Origin of the sequence: Acinetobacter indicus (assembly GCF_009914475.1) — a bacterium.
Classification (GTDB): Bacteria; Pseudomonadota; Gammaproteobacteria; order Pseudomonadales; family Moraxellaceae; genus Acinetobacter; species Acinetobacter indicus.
This window is the reverse complement of sequence record NZ_CP045198.1, coordinates 627,623-643,215: the sequence shown is the minus strand read 5'-3', so window position 1 is coordinate 643,215 and position 15,593 is coordinate 627,623. Positions and strand designations below refer to the sequence as shown.

At 47.2% G+C, this 15,593-nt stretch carries 13 protein-coding genes and 4 tRNA genes; 7 read left to right on the top strand and 10 right to left on the bottom strand.

The window, feature by feature from the left end; all coding sequences use genetic code 11:
* The first annotated feature begins 72 nt into the window (after positions 1-72).
* Genes purT through dapC form a run of 3 tightly spaced genes read left to right on the top strand, consistent with a single transcriptional unit; the run spans position 73 to position 5,159 of the window.
* Complete coding sequence (gene purT, locus GA693_RS03565) at positions 73-1,278, top strand: formate-dependent phosphoribosylglycinamide formyltransferase (RefSeq protein ID WP_160241420.1); 1,206 nt, start codon at positions 73-75, stop codon at positions 1,276-1,278.
* A 23-nt stretch (positions 1,279-1,301) separates the two neighbouring features.
* Positions 1,302-3,965 carry a [protein-PII] uridylyltransferase gene (gene glnD, locus GA693_RS03560; RefSeq protein WP_160241421.1) on the top strand — a complete coding sequence of 888 codons (2,664 nt, stop codon included), beginning with the start codon at positions 1,302-1,304 and terminating at the stop codon, positions 3,963-3,965.
* Positions 3,966-3,989: 24 nt separating this feature from the next.
* A complete protein-coding gene (gene dapC / locus GA693_RS03555) occupies positions 3,990-5,159 on the top strand; it encodes a succinyldiaminopimelate transaminase (protein ID WP_160241422.1) in 1,170 nt (389 codons plus the stop codon).
* 148 nt (positions 5,160-5,307) lie between these two features.
* Here the strand turns inward: dapC and GA693_RS03550 are convergent, their stop codons facing one another.
* Together GA693_RS03550 and msrB are read right to left on the bottom strand one after the other, a co-directional pair.
* On the bottom strand, positions 5,308-5,790 hold the full coding sequence (locus tag GA693_RS03550; RefSeq protein ID WP_005177178.1) for a glutathione peroxidase: 483 nt from the start codon (positions 5,788-5,790) through the stop codon (positions 5,308-5,310).
* Positions 5,787-6,206 (bottom strand): peptide-methionine (R)-S-oxide reductase MsrB, encoded by a 420-nt coding sequence (msrB, locus tag GA693_RS03545; protein ID WP_005177175.1) that lies wholly within the window; start codon positions 6,204-6,206, stop codon positions 5,787-5,789. The genes GA693_RS03550 and msrB overlap by 4 nt, the downstream gene beginning before the upstream one ends.
* A 155-nt stretch (positions 6,207-6,361) precedes the next feature.
* Here msrB and GA693_RS03540 point away from each other — a divergent pair, with 155 nt between their 5' ends.
* Complete coding sequence (locus GA693_RS03540; RefSeq protein WP_005177173.1) at positions 6,362-7,594, top strand: pyridoxal phosphate-dependent aminotransferase; 1,233 nt, start codon at positions 6,362-6,364, stop codon at positions 7,592-7,594.
* A 61-nt stretch (positions 7,595-7,655) separates the two neighbouring features.
* Here the strand turns inward: GA693_RS03540 and GA693_RS03535 are convergent, their stop codons facing one another.
* Positions 7,656-9,632 (bottom strand): acyltransferase family protein, encoded by a 1,977-nt coding sequence (locus tag GA693_RS03535; protein ID WP_160241423.1) that lies wholly within the window; start codon positions 9,630-9,632, stop codon positions 7,656-7,658.
* Between the two features lie 129 nt (positions 9,633-9,761).
* Between GA693_RS03535 and gloB the strand changes: the two genes are divergently transcribed.
* Positions 9,762-10,496, top strand: coding sequence for a hydroxyacylglutathione hydrolase (gene gloB, locus GA693_RS03530; protein WP_005177169.1), 735 nt, complete (start codon positions 9,762-9,764; stop codon positions 10,494-10,496).
* Positions 10,497-10,511: 15 nt separating this feature from the next.
* Here gloB and GA693_RS03525 read toward each other — a convergent pair whose 3' ends face one another.
* A complete protein-coding gene (locus tag GA693_RS03525) occupies positions 10,512-10,784 on the bottom strand; it encodes a hypothetical protein (RefSeq protein WP_160241424.1) in 273 nt (90 codons plus the stop codon).
* Between the two features lie 453 nt (positions 10,785-11,237).
* On the opposite strand from GA693_RS03525, the gene GA693_RS03520 reads away from it, so the two are divergent.
* Positions 11,238-11,441 (top strand): hypothetical protein, encoded by a 204-nt coding sequence (locus tag GA693_RS03520; RefSeq protein ID WP_005177162.1) that lies wholly within the window; start codon positions 11,238-11,240, stop codon positions 11,439-11,441.
* 158 nt (positions 11,442-11,599) lie between these two features.
* Here the strand turns inward: GA693_RS03520 and GA693_RS03515 are convergent.
* The 6 genes from GA693_RS03515 to GA693_RS03490 all read right to left on the bottom strand — a co-directional run bounded on the left by GA693_RS03515 (position 11,600) and on the right by GA693_RS03490 (position 14,509).
* A tRNA-Leu gene (locus GA693_RS03515) sits at positions 11,600-11,684 on the bottom strand.
* 85 nt (positions 11,685-11,769) lie between these two features.
* Positions 11,770-11,854 (bottom strand) — tRNA-Leu (locus GA693_RS03510).
* 39 nt (positions 11,855-11,893) lie between these two features.
* Positions 11,894-11,967: transfer RNA gene (locus GA693_RS03505), tRNA-Trp, on the bottom strand.
* Positions 11,968-12,000: 33 nt separating this feature from the next.
* A tRNA-Leu gene (locus GA693_RS03500) sits at positions 12,001-12,085 on the bottom strand.
* Between the two features lie 107 nt (positions 12,086-12,192).
* Positions 12,193-13,029, bottom strand: coding sequence for a protein kinase domain-containing protein (locus GA693_RS03495; RefSeq protein ID WP_160241425.1), 837 nt, complete (start codon positions 13,027-13,029; stop codon positions 12,193-12,195).
* The gene (locus GA693_RS03490) at positions 12,995-14,509 is read right to left on the bottom strand and encodes a DUF3336 domain-containing protein (RefSeq protein ID WP_160241426.1); all 1,515 of its coding nucleotides are present in this window, start codon (positions 14,507-14,509) and stop codon (positions 12,995-12,997) included. The genes GA693_RS03495 and GA693_RS03490 overlap by 35 nt, the downstream gene beginning before the upstream one ends.
* Positions 14,510-14,689: 180 nt before the next feature.
* Here GA693_RS03490 and GA693_RS03485 point away from each other — a divergent pair, with 180 nt between their 5' ends.
* Positions 14,690-15,568: an ATP-binding protein gene (locus tag GA693_RS03485; RefSeq protein WP_160241427.1), complete on the top strand. Its 879-nt coding sequence runs from the start codon at positions 14,690-14,692 to the stop codon at positions 15,566-15,568.
* The last annotated feature ends 25 nt before the right edge of the window (positions 15,569-15,593 follow it).

The following is a 15,593-nucleotide window of genomic DNA, read 5'->3' as shown; positions in this document are numbered from 1 at the left end:
CGAATCGGCACTAACATCGCGGTGCAGTTCTGCTATGCTAAAAGTCCATAAAATCAAGCATGGATGAATTACATGAGCGTGACGATTGGTACTCCTCTTCAAGCTTCGGCATTTAAAGTATTGCTATTGGGTTCAGGAGAATTGGGGAAAGAGGTGGTGATTTCTTTACAGCGTTTAGGTATAGAAGTGCATGCCGCCGACCGATATGATCATGCCCCTGCCATGCAAGTGGCGCATCATGCCCATACCATTAATATGGCCGATCCTAACGCACTGAAACAGCTGATTGCTCAGGTGCAACCGCATCTGATTGTGCCGGAAATTGAAGCCATTGCCACAGAAGTGCTGCTGGATATTGAAGCGCAAAACGTTGCTACCGTGATTCCATCAGCCAAAGCAGTCAATCTGACCATGAACCGCGAAGGCATCCGCCGTCTAGCTGCAGAAGAACTGGGACTGCCAACCTCTGCCTACCGTTTTGCCGACTCTCTGGAAAGCTTCCGCGCAGCCTGTGATGATATTGGCTATCCAAACTTTGTGAAGCCGGTGATGTCCTCCTCAGGCAAAGGCCAATCCCGGGTAAAAAGCTTTGATGAAGTCGATGCCGCCTGGGACTATGCGCAAACCGGTGGCCGTGTGAATCAGGGCACCGTGATTGTTGAATCGCAGATTGATTTTGATTTTGAAATTACCCTACTCACGGTACGCTCTAAACATCCAGAAACTGGTGAAATTGAAACCTCATTCTGCGACCCGATTGGCCATCGTCAGGATGCCGGTGATTATGTGGAAAGCTGGCAGCCACAACCAATGAGCAGCCAGGCCTTAGCAGAAGCCAAACGTATTGCCCACAAGGTTACCAGCGCACTTGGCGGCTGCGGTATTTTTGGGGTAGAACTGTTTGTCAAAGGCGATCAAGTGTGGTTTAGTGAAGTGTCACCTCGTCCACACGATACCGGTTTAGTCACGTTGGCCTCACAATACCAGAGTGAATTCGAATTACATGCCCGTGCGATTCTCGGCTTGCCAGTGAACACGGCGCGTCATAGTGTGGCTGCCAGTGCAGTGATTTATGCCGGTGTGGATGACCAGAACCTGTCATTTTCTGGCTTGAATCTTGCTTTAGCTCACCCGGATACTGATTTACGTCTGTTTGGTAAACCGGAAGGCTTCAAGCGTCGCCGCATGGGTGTGGCCACCGCCCGCGCAGAAACCACTGAGCAGGCACGTGAGCTGGCTTACGCTACTGCACAAAACGTCAGTGTCAATCAAAACTAGTCGCACAACACGGAACGCTGTTCATGATCAACACCTTACCCTTGCTGAATTACGTAAAAAGTAACCATGACATTCAGGCCATTAATCAGTGGCGAAGTGATGTTGAACATCAGCTGGGGGAATGTTTTGAAAATGGACATTCGATCCGTGACATTATTCTGGCGCGCTCCAATTTTATTGATGAGGCGCTAAAATTCCTGTGGCAACATGCCGGACTGGACCAGACCGATTTAGGCCTGTTTGCGGTGGGCGGTTATGGCCGCCGCGAAATGTTGCCCTATTCCGATGTCGACATCATGATCCTGTCAGAAGATGAAATCTCGCCGGAACAGGAAAAGCTGATTTCAACCTTTATTTCATCGCTGTGGGATGTCGGTAATTTCAAACCCGGCATTAGCGTGCGTACCATTCAGGATTGCGTGATTCAGGCCACCAATGACCTGACTGTGGCCACCGCTTTAATTGAAGCACGACTGATTATTGGCAATGAACATCTGGCCAAATGGCCACGCCGGATTGTGTCGCAAACCTGGACCGATAAAACCTTTTTTGATGCCAAGATGGAAGAGCAAGCCAAACGCTATGCTCAGCACAACCATACCGAAAGCAATTTAGAGCCGGATATTAAAACTGCACCGGGTGGCATCCGCGATATTAACCAGATTGGCTGGATTGCCAAACGGCATTTCCGTGTCAACCGTATTTATGATCTGGTGCATCTGGGTTTTATTTCCGAGTTTGAGCTGGGCGTGCTGGAAGAGGCTGAAAGTTTCCTCTGGGAAATTCGCCATTATTTGCACCTGCTGACCAAACGCGATGAAAACCGCCTGCTGTTTGATTATCAGCGTGATATTGCAGCCAAGTTCGGCTATGTCCGTGAAGAAGGCAAATCACCCAATTATCCGATTGAACAGTTCATGAAGCGTTATTACCGCACCGCGCAGCAGGTGTCGACGCTAAATGAAATGTTACTGGCCTATTTTAATGAATCGGTGATTACCCCGCGCCTGCCGCAATATGAACGCCAGATTGAAGAAATTAATGAAAACTTCAAACTGGTCGATGGCAAACTGGCGGTGCAGCATCACAAGATTTTTTCTGAAAAGCCCAGTGCGATTCTGGAAATTTTCTACTTGCTGGCCAATCGTCCTGAAATTACCGGGATTCGTGCCCGCACCTTACGCCTGCTGACCCTGGCTGCCAAACGCATTGACCGCGATTTTCGTGATAATCCAGTCCATCAGGCGCTGTTTATGGCGATTTTACGCTCGCCGTACCGTTTATATGACACCATGGTGGCAATGAAACGCTATGGTGTATTGGGCAACTATATTCCGGCTTTCGGGCAAATTACCGGCCTGATGCAATATGACCTGTTCCATATTTATACCGTCGATGCGCACACCCTGCTGCTGATTCGCAACCTGAACCGCTTTAAAGAACCGGAATTTGCCAAAGATTTTCCGGTGGTCAGCTCGGTGTTCCAGCGTCTGGCGCGTCGTGACATTGTCTATCTCGCCGCAATTTTCCATGACATTGCCAAAGGTCGTGGCGGCGATCATAGTGAGCTTGGTGCCGCCGATGCAATTGCCTTCTGCCGCACGCATGGCTTTACCGAGCGTGAATGTAATCTGGTGGCCTGGCTGGTGCAAAACCACCTGCTGATGTCAGTCACTGCACAGAAAAAAGATATTTCCGATCCGGATGTGGTCAAAGCTTTCGCCGAACTGATGGGCGATATGGAACATCTGGATTATCTGTATACCCTAACTGTGGCCGATATTAACGCCACCAATCCAACCTTATGGAACACCTGGCGCGCCTCGCTGATGCGCCAGCTATACACCCATGCCCGTGATGTGATCCGTTCCGGCCTGGGTCGTCCGGTGGATTATCAGATGCTGATTGAAGACACCAAATTTGCGGCCAGCGAATTACTGGTCGAGGATTTCTCGCTGGAAGAAGTGGAAAAAGTCTGGCAGGAACTGGGCGATGAATACTTCCTGAAAGAAACCGCCGATGAAATTGCCTGGCATACCCGCGCCATCTTGCAGCACGGTGACAATCCGGCACCTTTAGTACTGATGCGCGCGCATCGTAAATATGCGCAAGATGCCGTGCAGATCTTTATTTATACTCAGGATCAGCCAAACCTGTTTGCCACCACCGTGGCGATTTTAGACCGCATGAATCTGGATGTGCAGGACGCGCGGATTATTACCGCCACCAAAGCCTTTAGTTTAGATACTTATGTGGTGCTGGACCGTTTTGGCACCCTGTTAACCGATGCCGAGCGTCAGGACACCGTGATTCAATCACTGGTCACCGCATTAAGCCAGTCGGATAAATATCCGGGACTGATGCAGCGCCTGATTCCGCGCCAGCTGCGCCATTTTGATATTGAAAATACTGTAGACATTAGCCTGAATGCCGCACTCAACCAGAACATGGTGGAAATTGCGACACTTGACCAGCCGGGCTTACTTGCCAAAGTCGGCGGCTTGTTTATGATGCAGGGGCTGGATATTCATTCTGCTAAAATTGCCACCCTAGGCGAACGTGCTGAAGATATTTTCTTTGTCACCAAAAAAGATGGTACGCCTATGAATGCAGAAGAAGCCAAAAGCTTTGCGGCCAAATTAAAGGCAGCACTTGATGAAGCCTCAAATCAGGTGTGCCAACATTAACATCAACCTATCGGTAACGATTACATGAACTCAAGTTTGTCTTTATTGCACCCTTATCCATTTGAAAAGTTAAACCGACTTTTTCAGGATATACAACCGGCCGATTTACCGCTGATTTCCCTCTCAATTGGAGAACCGAAGCACCCGGCACCGGAATTTGTAAAACAGGCCATTATTGACAACTTCCAGCATTTATCGACTTACCCGAACAGCAAGGGTCTGCCTGAATTACGCCACAGCATTGCCCAGTGGCTAAGTCGCCGTTTCAAGCTGAACAGCATCAGTGCAGATCACCATGTTTTACCGGTTTCAGGTACCCGTGAAGCGATCTTCTCTTTTGTACAGGCACTGGTGAAACGTGAAGATGCACCGTATGTGGTGATGCCAAACCCGTTTTACCAGATTTATGAAGGCGCAACCTTACTGGCCGGGGCCAAGCCGTATTTCATTAACTGTACCGAAGACAACCAGTATTTAGGTGACTTTGATGCCGTACCAGCCGAAGTCTGGGAAAAAACCGCGTTGCTATTTGTCTGTACGCCGGGCAACCCGACCGGTGCGGTACTGTCCAAAGACCAGTTTAAAAAGCTGATTGCACTGTCCGATCAATACGGTTTTGTAATTGCCTCGGATGAATGCTATTCAGAACTGTGGTTTGATGAAGCACCAACGGGCCTGCTCGAAGTTTGTGCCGAAATAGGCCGCGACGACTATAAAAACTGCGTGGTTTTCCATTCGCTGTCCAAGCGTTCCAATCTGCCGGGGATGCGTTCAGGCTTTGTTGCCGGCGATGCCGATTTACTGAAACCGTATTTGCAATACCGTACCTATCATGGTGCAGCCATGCCGGTACAGCATCAACTGGCCTCTATTGCAGCTTGGGATGATGAGCAGCACGTTGAAGACAACCGCGTGCAATACCGCGCCAAATTTGACTTGTTCCAAAGCGAACTGGGGCATCTACTCCCTTTACAGAAACCGGACGCCGGTTTCTATTACTGGCTCAAAGTCGACAATGATGAAGCCTTTGCCAAAATGCTGATGGAAAAAGCGCACATTAAAGTATTGCCGGGCCGGTATTTATCGCGTGAAACTGAGCAAGGGAATCCGGGTGAAAACCATGTCCGTTTAGCCTTGGTGGCCGATATCGCCCAGTGCGAACAGGTGATTCAGCGCCTAAAAGCAATTTTGTAAGTGCTGATATTAAAAAATCCACTCTATTGAGTGGATTTTTTATGGCTGCTTTCAGCGCATTTTTTATTTTAGGCAGGATTAAGCACTGTTTGCGTGGATAAGCATCACCCCCAAAATTAAAGCTGATGCTGAAATCATCTGCCCTATCTTAACCCTGTAAGGCCTGTTCAATATCCTGTTCCAGCGCATCCGGCTTGGTGGTTGGTGCATAGCGATTCAGCACTTTGCCATCTTTGCCAATTAAAAACTTGGTAAAGTTCCACTTGATGCCGTTGCCCAAAATGCCTTTGCTGTTATTGGTTAAATAACGGAAAATTGCGTGTGCTTCCGGGCCTTTGACATCGACCTTGGCAAACATGGGAAAGCTGACCCCATAATTTTTCTGGCAAAAGGCCCCGATCTGCTCATTGGAACCGGGGTCCTGGCCACCAAACTGGTTACAGGGAAAGCCGAGCACCTCAAAGCCTTGGGTCTTGTATTTTTCATACAGCTTTTCCAGTCCGGCAAACTGCGGGGTAAAACCGCATTTGCTGGCGGTATTCACCACCAATAAAACCTTGCCTTCATAATCGGCAAATGATTTATTTTTCCCATCTAACAACTCAGCCTCAAACTGATAAATGTTGGTCATGGATAGGTTTCCTCATCACTTTTTTCTTGTGTTTTTAGTTCTAATGACGCCGAGTTGACGCAATAGCGCAAGCCGGTCGGTTGCGGTCCATCATCAAAAACATGGCCCAAATGTGCATCACAATGATGACAGACAATTTCGGTACGCACCATGCCATGCGACTGATCGTTATGTTCTTCCACAACCCCCGGGGCAATCGGACGGTAGAAACTTGGCCAGCCACTGCCGCTGTCGTATTTGGTGTCGGAAGAAAATAAGGCTTCTCCACAGCAACGGCACACATACACCCCATCCTGTTTGCTATTCCAGTATTTCCCTGTAAAGGCCGGTTCGGTTCCTTTTTGTCGTGTAATCCGAAACTCTTCTGGTGATAACTCTCTTTGCCATTCTCGGTCTGTTTTATTGAGTTTTCCCATCACTAACTCCTTTAAATCTTTGACATTCAATGTCATGCTTCAGTACTTCCATATTTACGCTAGAGCTTGCAAAATATCTAGCTAAATTTCAGTATAGATTGTGATAATTGCGTAATCTATTTTTTGCTAACAGAAACATATAATTGGATGGAATTATGTCCACAGGTAACACGACTCCTCGCGAAATTAAAAAATCCTCAAAACTCGAGCATGTATGCTACGACATTCGCGGACCTGTGTTACGAGCGGCCAATGAAATGGAAGAGGCCGGCCATAAAATTATTAAACTGAATATTGGTAACCCCGCCCCCTTCGGCTTTGAAGCCCCACAGGAAATTATTAACGATGTGGCGCTGAACCTGCCGAATGCAGTCGGTTATACCGACTCCAAAGGGATTTTCCCGGCACGTAAGGCTATTTGCCAGTATTATCAGCAAAAAGGCATTTTTGACCTGCACGTTAATGATGTCTATATCGGCAATGGCGTGTCTGAGCTAATCGTAATGGCCATGCAAGGCCTGCTGGATGATGGCGATGAAATGCTAATTCCAATGCCGGACTATCCACTGTGGACGGCGGCGGTTAATCTGTCGGGTGGTACAGCCATTCACTATAAATGTGATGAAGAAAACCACTGGTATCCAGATCTGGCCGATATGGAAAGCAAAATCACACCCAATACCCGCGGTATTGTGATTATTAACCCGAACAACCCGACCGGTGCAGTTTATCCACGTCATGTGCTGGAACAGATTGTCGCGCTGGCAAAAAAATATGATCTGATTTTATTTGCCGACGAAATTTACGACAAAATCGTGTATGACGGCATTGAACATGTGTCGGTTGCAGCCCTGGCTGGTGATCAGCTGTGTATTTCATTCAACGGTTTATCTAAAGCCTACCGTATTGCCGGCTACCGTTCTGGCTGGATGGCCATTACTGGCGACCGTTCACGCGCAGCCGACTATATTGAAGGTCTGGACATGCTGGCCTCTATGCGTCTGTGTGCCAACCATCAGGCGCAATATGCGATTCAGACCGCGCTTGGTGGCTATCAGTCAATTAATGACCTGATCCGTCCGGGTGGCCGTCTGTATGAACAGCGCAATATTGCCTGGGAAATGCTGAACGAAATTCCGGGTGTGTCTTGCGTCAAGCCAGAAGGTGCAATGTACTGCTTCCCGAAACTGGACCCAAATGTCTACGCCATTGAAGATGATGAAAAACTGATGCTGGATTTCCTGAAAGCCGAAAAAGTGCTGCTGGTTCAAGGCACCGGCTTTAACTGGCCAACCCCAGATCATTTCCGTGTGGTGTTCCTGCCAGCTGAAAATGAATTACGTGAAGCGCTTAGCCGTTTAGGCCGCTTCCTGGCGAAAATCCGCTAAGCTGAAATACAATAAAAAAAGCCGTGACCAATTCACGGCTTTTTTATGCAGACGAGAAAGATTAAAGCGATTTCAGCGGATTGCCGTATTGCTGTAAATAGGCCTGCCCCAGCGCTTCCGAACCTTTAAAACTGAGATGATCATCATCCTGATTTCGATACAGCGGCGTTCCCTCGACACTTAAATCACATTGCTGCGCATCACACAGCACCTTGGTCGGCTCGACCACAATCAGTTGTGGGTACTGCTGCTGCAATTCGCTCATCCACTGATAAATTGGTGCATTGCTCTGCTGGAATTCATCTGCCGACACCGCGCATTCACGCTCAATCCCCAGCCATTCACGGCGTAATGAACAATTGGCCTGATCCGGATCAATCACCGGAACATCCATCAGCATCACTACATACTCGCTGCTGGCCAGTGCACTATCCACCGCAGCCTGTAAACCGGCAAAATAACTGTCTAAATGATTCGCGACCTGACTGTCCTCTTCTGCGCTCGGATGCAGATCATGCCCGGCATCCAGATACTGGCTAAAGGCAGCTGACATCACCACAAACTGATAATGATGCTGTTTTAAATGCGCCTCAATTGCGTCATTGCGGGCTTGAAAGGCAGCCACTTCATGCTCACCACGGCCACGCTGGACACCCGGTAAATAAATGGTGGTGTCCTGAGTGCTGTCATAACCACGCAGTCCGGCATCTTTGGCCCAGACATCCAGCAGTCCGGTATAACTGTTGGCATGTGAGTCACCAATCAGCATAAAATCAATCTGCGGTTTTTCCACACCCAGCACACAGTCTTGCGGATTGGCCAGCGTTCCAGGATTGGGAAAGCTGTGACATTTCTGCCGGATGCCATGCGCAAACGAATTTAAGGCTGCCATCTGGTTTTGCACTTGCGGACTTAGCCGCTCCGGAAAACCCTGATGCTGACTGACCAGCTGCGCCACGCCAATAAAACAGAGCGCCGGCGCCACAAAACCGCTCAGAATGACCTTGTAATTGGCAGCCATCACAAAACCTTTGCTCGGCTGTTCAATATAACGATAAGTCAGATAGGCCAGCGCGATACTAAGCAGCACCATAGCCAGCTGATAACCGGCATTAACCGGCAGCATATAGATACTGAACAGCACGATCACCGGCCAGTGCCATAAATATAAAGGATAGGAAATTTTGCCCATCCAGAGGCTAAAACGGTTGGTCAGTACCACATTCTGTGACTGCACGCTCTGACCGATATAAATAATCAAGGCCGTTGCCAGACATGGAATCAGCGCCAGTGCGCCCGGAAATGGTGTGGCATGATCCAACCACATTGCCGTGCCTAACAACAGCGCCAGACAACTCCAGACCAGCGTTTGTACCAGCCATTTTGACCATTTTATTTGTGGCAAAAAGCAGATCAGCGCACCCAAGAGCAGTTCAAAGGCGCGGACCGGCATACTGTAATAGGCTTTCTCGGCATTCACGCTCAACTGCTGCTGCGCATACAGCAACGACATGAGAATAAAAGATCCGACCATCAGCAGACCCCATTGCCGGTTACTTCTTTTCATAAAGCACAGCAGAATCAGCGGCCAGAAAATATAGAACTGCTCTTCAACGCCCAACGACCATAAATGCAGCAGCGGCACTTCATTGACACTCTGACTGAAGTAATCACCGACTTCACGCTGCATATAAATATTGGCCATCAGAAACGTGGCATAAAAGACACTGTCGAAATAACGACTCAGCTCATCGGGCAGCATCACCTGCCAGGCCACCAGACTCACCACACTCAGTACAGTAAAATAGGCCGGTGCCAAACGCACCACCCGCTTTTTATAAAAGCGACCAATTGAGAAAGTCTGGTTCTGGATTTCTTTGCTTAAAATTAAGGTAATTAAATAGCCCGAAATCACAAAGAAAATATCGACGCCAATATAACCACCGGGGAAAATAGACAGGCCAATATGATTAAAAATCACCAACAGGACGGCAATCGCTCTTAAACCGTCAATATCGGCGCGATAGGCAAAACTCATGAACGTGCAGGGGAAAATTGAAACGTGGCTTATTGTAGACCTTTTCAGTCAAAGATCAATTTTGGATACACAGCGACGACAACATCGCTTTCAGGCTATACTGGGCATTATATTATGTGGGGGTGAGGGATGAGCAACTATAAAGTGCATCTGCTGGATATTCAGAACCAGTTACAGAATTATATTTGGCTGCTGGAACATACTACATCCAGAGATGTGATTGTGGTCGACCCCACCGAAGCCGAACCGGTGGAACAGTATTGCCGTGAACATGGTTTAAATTTAAGCCAGATCTGGCTGACCCACTGGCATAAAGACCATATTGGGGGTGTGCCGGAGCTGCTGCAATCACGCAATATTCCAGTGTATGGACCACGCGAAGAGCTGAGTAAAATTCCGTTTATCACCCACCCTTTGCAGCATGAAGCCCATTTTAAATTTCATGATCTGCAGGTGGATGTACTGGCGGTTCCCGGCCATACCCTGGGGCATATTGTGTATTTTATGGATGCCATCGATACCCTGTTTTGCGGTGATACCCTGTTTGCGATGGGCTGCGGCCGGGTTTTTGAAGGCACCTTTGAGCAGATGTATCACTCTTTAAACCGTCTGGCGGCATTACCAGCGCGCACCCAAGTGTACTGCACCCACGAATATACCCTGTCCAATGCCAAATTTGCCCTGCATGTTGAACCGGATAATCTGGCGCTACAACAGCGTTATCAGCAGGTGGAAGATTTACGCCTGCTAAATCAGCCGACCTTGCCAAGTACAATTGAACTGGAACTGCAGACCAATCCTTTTTTACGGGTGGACAGCGTCGAAGAATTCCAAAAATTACGTGAAATGAAAGATAATTTTTAAAGCGGTTTAACCGGTTTATAACAGTTGGTGACTGGCCGCATACGCATCCAGCTCGGTCTGTGTCACCACACGTACCGCATTCATTTCATCAATGCGTACCAGCAGTAAGCCGCCCAACGCTGGTTGATAACGACGCGCACTGCCAAATGGAGTGTAGGCCACCTGCGATTGTTCGGTAAAGACCAGCCAGTCTTCATGGCCTAGCATTACCGCCACCGGGGTTTGGCCCTGTTGCTGCATCTGTTGAATGGCCTGCTGTACGTCAGCTTCAATGGTATTTGGCGTCATCTTACTCACTCCTGTTGCTGTGCTTTATGATACCCGATCTCCACGCCCGCGATGGCTGAAAATAAAGCCATCAATCACTCAGCGCATACGGTCATAGCAGGCACAGATCTCTACAGCTTTTTATCTCGCGCTGGGCTGAGGTTGTAAGAAATACTTAAAGATGTGTTGTCATCAATATTTAACAAATTATTTCAAGGCGGCTTAAATAGCCCATAGATAATATTGAAAATTTAGAATAAAAATACATCAAATATATCAATCAATTAATTTAAAATTTGCTTAAAATTCTGCTGATTTATTCATCAATACACGTTTTTTAGGCGCTCAAATTCTGGATTTTTTGCTGCAAAAATCATCAATCTCAATATTTTTTGACACATTCTTGAATTTTGCCCTTTAAAAAATCTTGATATAACCATATCTATACTTTATTGAAGATAAGGGAGTACGCTCGTGAAAAAAGTGGTAAAAGCTAAAAATTTAATTGCCTTTCGTATTTGGTTAGAAAAACTGGGATATTCAGTCAAAAATTTAGCCGATGGCCGTGGTTTTACCTTTAGTTTTAAAAAAGAATATGGTCTGGTCACGGGTGAACTGGCCGGCAATGCACTGGCGGTACAACTCGGTGAAGAATTTGAGGACCACTTAAAAGCCTGAATTCGTTTACGCACTCTTTGATCGAGAAAAATAAAGTGTTCTCATAACTTGAGCCCGTTGAACCGTCTGTTCTGCGGGCTTTTCTTTGGGCGAGATAAAGGCCTGACAAAATAACAGGCAATAAAAAAGCAGGACATCTGCCCTGCTTTTTCAGAATTTGGTGGGGATGAAGAGACTCGAACTCTTACACCTTGCGGCGCTGCGACCTGAACACAGTGCGTCTACCAATTCCGCCACATCCCCATATAAAGATGCCAATTTTTTTAAGAAATACTCAAGCTGGCCGGTTCAACAAAAAAGCGAGGATTTTGACCTTGCTAATTTTAAGTGGTGGGGGCGGAGAGACTCGAACTCTCACGCCTCGCAGCGCTGGAACCTAAATCCAGTGCGTCTACCAATTTCGCCACGCCCCCATACCGGGTACCAACTTAATGCTGGATTTCTCAAAATTCTGGCAGAGGATCAAGGATTCGAACCTTGACGAACGGTTTTGGAGACCGTCATGCTACCATTACACCAATCCTCTGTTACCTAAAATCAAGCTCACTTGATATTTAAGTGGTGGGGGCGGAGAGACTCGAACTCTCACGCCTCGCAGCGCTGGAACCTAAATCCAGTGCGTCTACCAATTTCGCCACGCCCCCGATGGCTGTGTATATTATAGAGATCACTTCCCGATGACAAGCCCTTTTTATGAAAAAGCCACTTGTTTGTTTAAATAAAAAACAAAAGCCTCTATTTTGGTTTTTTCTTAAGCATTTTCAGTGCTTAACAGTGTTTTTAAGGCCAAAAAACTGACTTCTCTCTGGCTTTTTTGTTTGTTGAGCATCGCCTCAAGCAGGTCCTGAAAGCCCAAATACGCTGCGGGTAACTCAATTTTAAGCTGCTGACAATGCAAATAGGCCCAATCCTGATAGCTTTTGGCCTGTAAACGGCGCTGAGTCAGCCATTCATAGATAATAATCCCCAGCGCATAAAGATCACTGGCCAGCGTTTTGGCTTCACCATGAAATAATTCAGGTGCCATATAGCGTGGTGTGGCGGTCATATTGGACATTAGCGGATCATCTATGGCCTGCAACTGCTCAAAATCAATCAGTTTGACCTGCCCTGTCCATTCGCGCCAATGTTCGACTTTTAAATCTGCATGTAGATAGCCCAACCGTGTTAGCTGTTCCAGGCTATCCAGTACCTGCAGCAAACGTGTTTGAATCTGGCTTAGGCTAAATTGTGAGGGTGCTAAAGTAAAAAACGCCGGCGCATCTGGCACAATCAGATAATCCTGAAAAGTCTCCTGCTGAATGCACAGCATTTCGGTATTTTGACTACAATAGAATGGCAGTAAAAAATCCGGTGCATCTGCCTGCTGAAACTGGCGATAAAAATCCAGCTCTCGGCAAAAACCTGCGCTCAGTTGCGGATGCGCATCCCTCTGCTGGGCTTTCAACCAGTATACAGATTGCCCTTGTTGAAACTGAAACAGACGCCGCCCCATCTTGAAGCTTTGCGGCTTGGTTTTTAACTCAAAACAATAGTGTTCAAGTTCAGCCGGACTAAACGGCAATAAATTCGGATTTGGCGTGTTCAACGGGGTTCTGCTGATATTCTAAAAGTTCCAGACAATGCTGAATGGTTTTACCCACGCGGGCATGGGTTTCAATCATGGAGATTTTTGGCCAGGTGGCGCGTTCACCTTCGCGTTGTAACAATCGGAACAGGTGTGGACGCGGGTTTTGTAACATATAGCTATAATGACGCCAGCCATATTTGCCAACAATATTCACATCACCATAATAACGCTGATCGACAATGCCATGGCCATGATCGAGCAGACGGCGTACCGCCGGCACACCACCGACACGTTCACGGGTAAAGTCCATAATCCCCTTACTAATCACTTTGCCTTGACGGCGCACAATGCGCTCCGGCCAGCTCAGCATATCTTTACGGAAACGCTCGGCATCGGTTTGCATAAATGGCACCACATGCGGATTGACCTGACTGGCAATGGTGTAATTCACATTATATAAACGCGCCATTTTTTCCTGCGGGAAATCACTACGCACACTGCCATCGACCCAACGGGTTCTGCCCATATAGGGCGTATGTTCCCCATCCTGCCGTTTACTGGTCAAACGCACCGGTGGAAACAGCACCGGTACCGCACAGGAGGCCAAAGCTGCACTCCAGACCAGCAAATCTGGCGAGGTATAACTGTTCATGATGCGTGCTTCCTGTGATGCATCATACGGCGCAACTGCAATATTGATATGCAGCCCGGACATCTTAAAGGCTTCTTCAAAGGTGACATCGCCGAGGTTGGTGAGCAGGAATTTTTTTAGATAGCGCACATCGGCAATACCACCATTGCCCTTTAAAATGTCTTCCCAGCGGCGAAAATGAAAAGCTTCGGTAAAGAACGATTCACCATTTAAAATGTGCATCATCTCCAACGGTTTGGAAATACCAAGCATAGCGGTCATAATCGCCCCGGCACTGGAGCCAGACAGCACTTGCGGCATCAGGTCACGCTCTAGCAGCGCCTTGCACACGCCGGTGTGGAACAGGCCCAAGGTTGCCCCGCCTGAAAACATAATCGCCGGCTGGCCATAGGCCACCTGACAGTTTTTAAAAAATTCGATCTTTTCCTGAGTACTGAGTAAATGGCATTCTTTGGATACAATAAAGGCCAGACTGTTGCTGACTTCTTCAATATAATCTTCAATAATTTTTTTAGTGCCGACATAGGTCGCGGTAAACAGCATCGGATGGGCAATATTGGCCACATCATAGGTCAGGCCTTCACGCAGAATATACATCAGATCGCTGGTTCGCTCTGCCAGGCGGTAACGGCGTAATAAATTCAGACGATGGGCAATAATTTCAGCATCAAAATACGGCGAGGTGTTGTCATACTTCCATTCCTGCGCCCCCGATTCTTCATCTATTTTTAGTGCCAGATTTTTCCATTCTTCGTAACTCTCGGCATGTTCTATTTTTCGTTTTAATTTTTTGATCCGATAGGCCTGATGAGGATTAATGTCCTGGCTAAACTCTTTAAACAACATAGCTTCCCTCTGCGCTTCGCTGAATAGGCGCTGATCTGTCGATGTCTCCTAACTATGCAGAAATTTCAGACATTCTTCAATTGCATAATTCATGTTTTCATTGCTAAATCATTTCGCCTTGGTATACAGTCGTTTGTGCACCCGATAATCTTTTGACCTAGACCGAAAAGCTGAATAATCATGGCGCATATTGATTTACCCGATAATATTCTCACCTCGCTTGCAACCGTTTTACAGCAGCTCCAGCAACATTTGCCTGAACTCAAGCAAGCCACCGATTTTTCTGCATCGGCATTTAAATGGCAGGATCAACAGTTAAAAGCCATTTACCAGCCACGAAAAATCTATCTGGAAGATTTAAAAGGCATTGAAAAACAAAAAGAAAAAGTAATTCAAAATACCTTGCAGTTTTTAAAAGGCTTACCGGCCAATGATGTACTGCTTACCGGTTCACGTGGTACCGGAAAATCTTCCATTGTGCGTGCCCTGCTAACCGAGTATGAAGCACAAGGGTTACGGTTAATTGAAATTGAACGTGATGATTTATCGGATTTGCCTGAAATTCAGAAGCAGATTGCAGATCGGCCGGAAAAATTTATTGTCTATTGTGATGATCTGGCCTTTAACGCCGAAGATGAAAATTATCGCTCTTTAAAAAGTGTGCTGGATGGTTCATTACAGTCCGGTTCAAGTAATTTTGTGATTTATGCCACCAGTAACCGCCGGCATTTATTACCTGAGTTTATGCATGAAAATACACCAGTAACGCGGGTAGATGTGCCACAATATACCGAGCTGCATCCACAGGAAGCGATTGAGGAAAAAATTTCGCTGTCTGACCGTTTTGGCATGTGGTTGTCGTTCTACCCAATGGATCAGAATTTATATCTGGAAATCGTAGAACATTACTTGAATAAAGCGAATATGCAACTCAGTGCAGAAGCACGTGCCGAAGCTTTACGCTGGTGTCAGGCACGCGGTCAACGCTCAGGCCGTGCCGCTTATCAGTTCTCGAAACACTGGATTGGGGCAACTCAGTTGAATAATCTGGAACAATAGAAAATTCAAAAGATCAGGCTCAACG

What these genes read in the sequence shown, in the direction of transcription:
- GA693_RS03525 (WP_160241424.1), bottom strand. Translation starts at nt 10,784, where the DNA reads ATGACGCCAAATACCATTGAAGCTGACGTACAGCAGGCCATTCAACAG.
- GA693_RS03550 (WP_005177178.1), bottom strand. Translation starts at nt 5,790, where the DNA reads ATGACCAACATTTATCAGTTTGAGGCTGAGTTGTTAGATGGGAAAAAT.
- purT (WP_160241420.1), top strand. Translation starts at nt 73, where the DNA reads ATGAGCGTGACGATTGGTACTCCTCTTCAAGCTTCGGCATTTAAAGTA.
- dapC (WP_160241422.1), top strand. Translation starts at nt 3,990, where the DNA reads ATGAACTCAAGTTTGTCTTTATTGCACCCTTATCCATTTGAAAAGTTA.
- gloB (WP_005177169.1), top strand. Translation starts at nt 9,762, where the DNA reads ATGAGCAACTATAAAGTGCATCTGCTGGATATTCAGAACCAGTTACAG.
- GA693_RS03540 (WP_005177173.1), top strand. Translation starts at nt 6,362, where the DNA reads ATGTCCACAGGTAACACGACTCCTCGCGAAATTAAAAAATCCTCAAAA.
- GA693_RS03485 (WP_160241427.1), top strand. Translation starts at nt 14,690, where the DNA reads ATGGCGCATATTGATTTACCCGATAATATTCTCACCTCGCTTGCAACC.
- GA693_RS03490 (WP_160241426.1), bottom strand. Translation starts at nt 14,509, where the DNA reads ATGTTGTTTAAAGAGTTTAGCCAGGACATTAATCCTCATCAGGCCTAT.
- glnD (WP_160241421.1), top strand. Translation starts at nt 1,302, where the DNA reads ATGATCAACACCTTACCCTTGCTGAATTACGTAAAAAGTAACCATGAC.
- msrB (WP_005177175.1), bottom strand. Translation starts at nt 6,206, where the DNA reads ATGGGAAAACTCAATAAAACAGACCGAGAATGGCAAAGAGAGTTATCA.
- GA693_RS03535 (WP_160241423.1), bottom strand. Translation starts at nt 9,632, where the DNA reads ATGAGTTTTGCCTATCGCGCCGATATTGACGGTTTAAGAGCGATTGCC.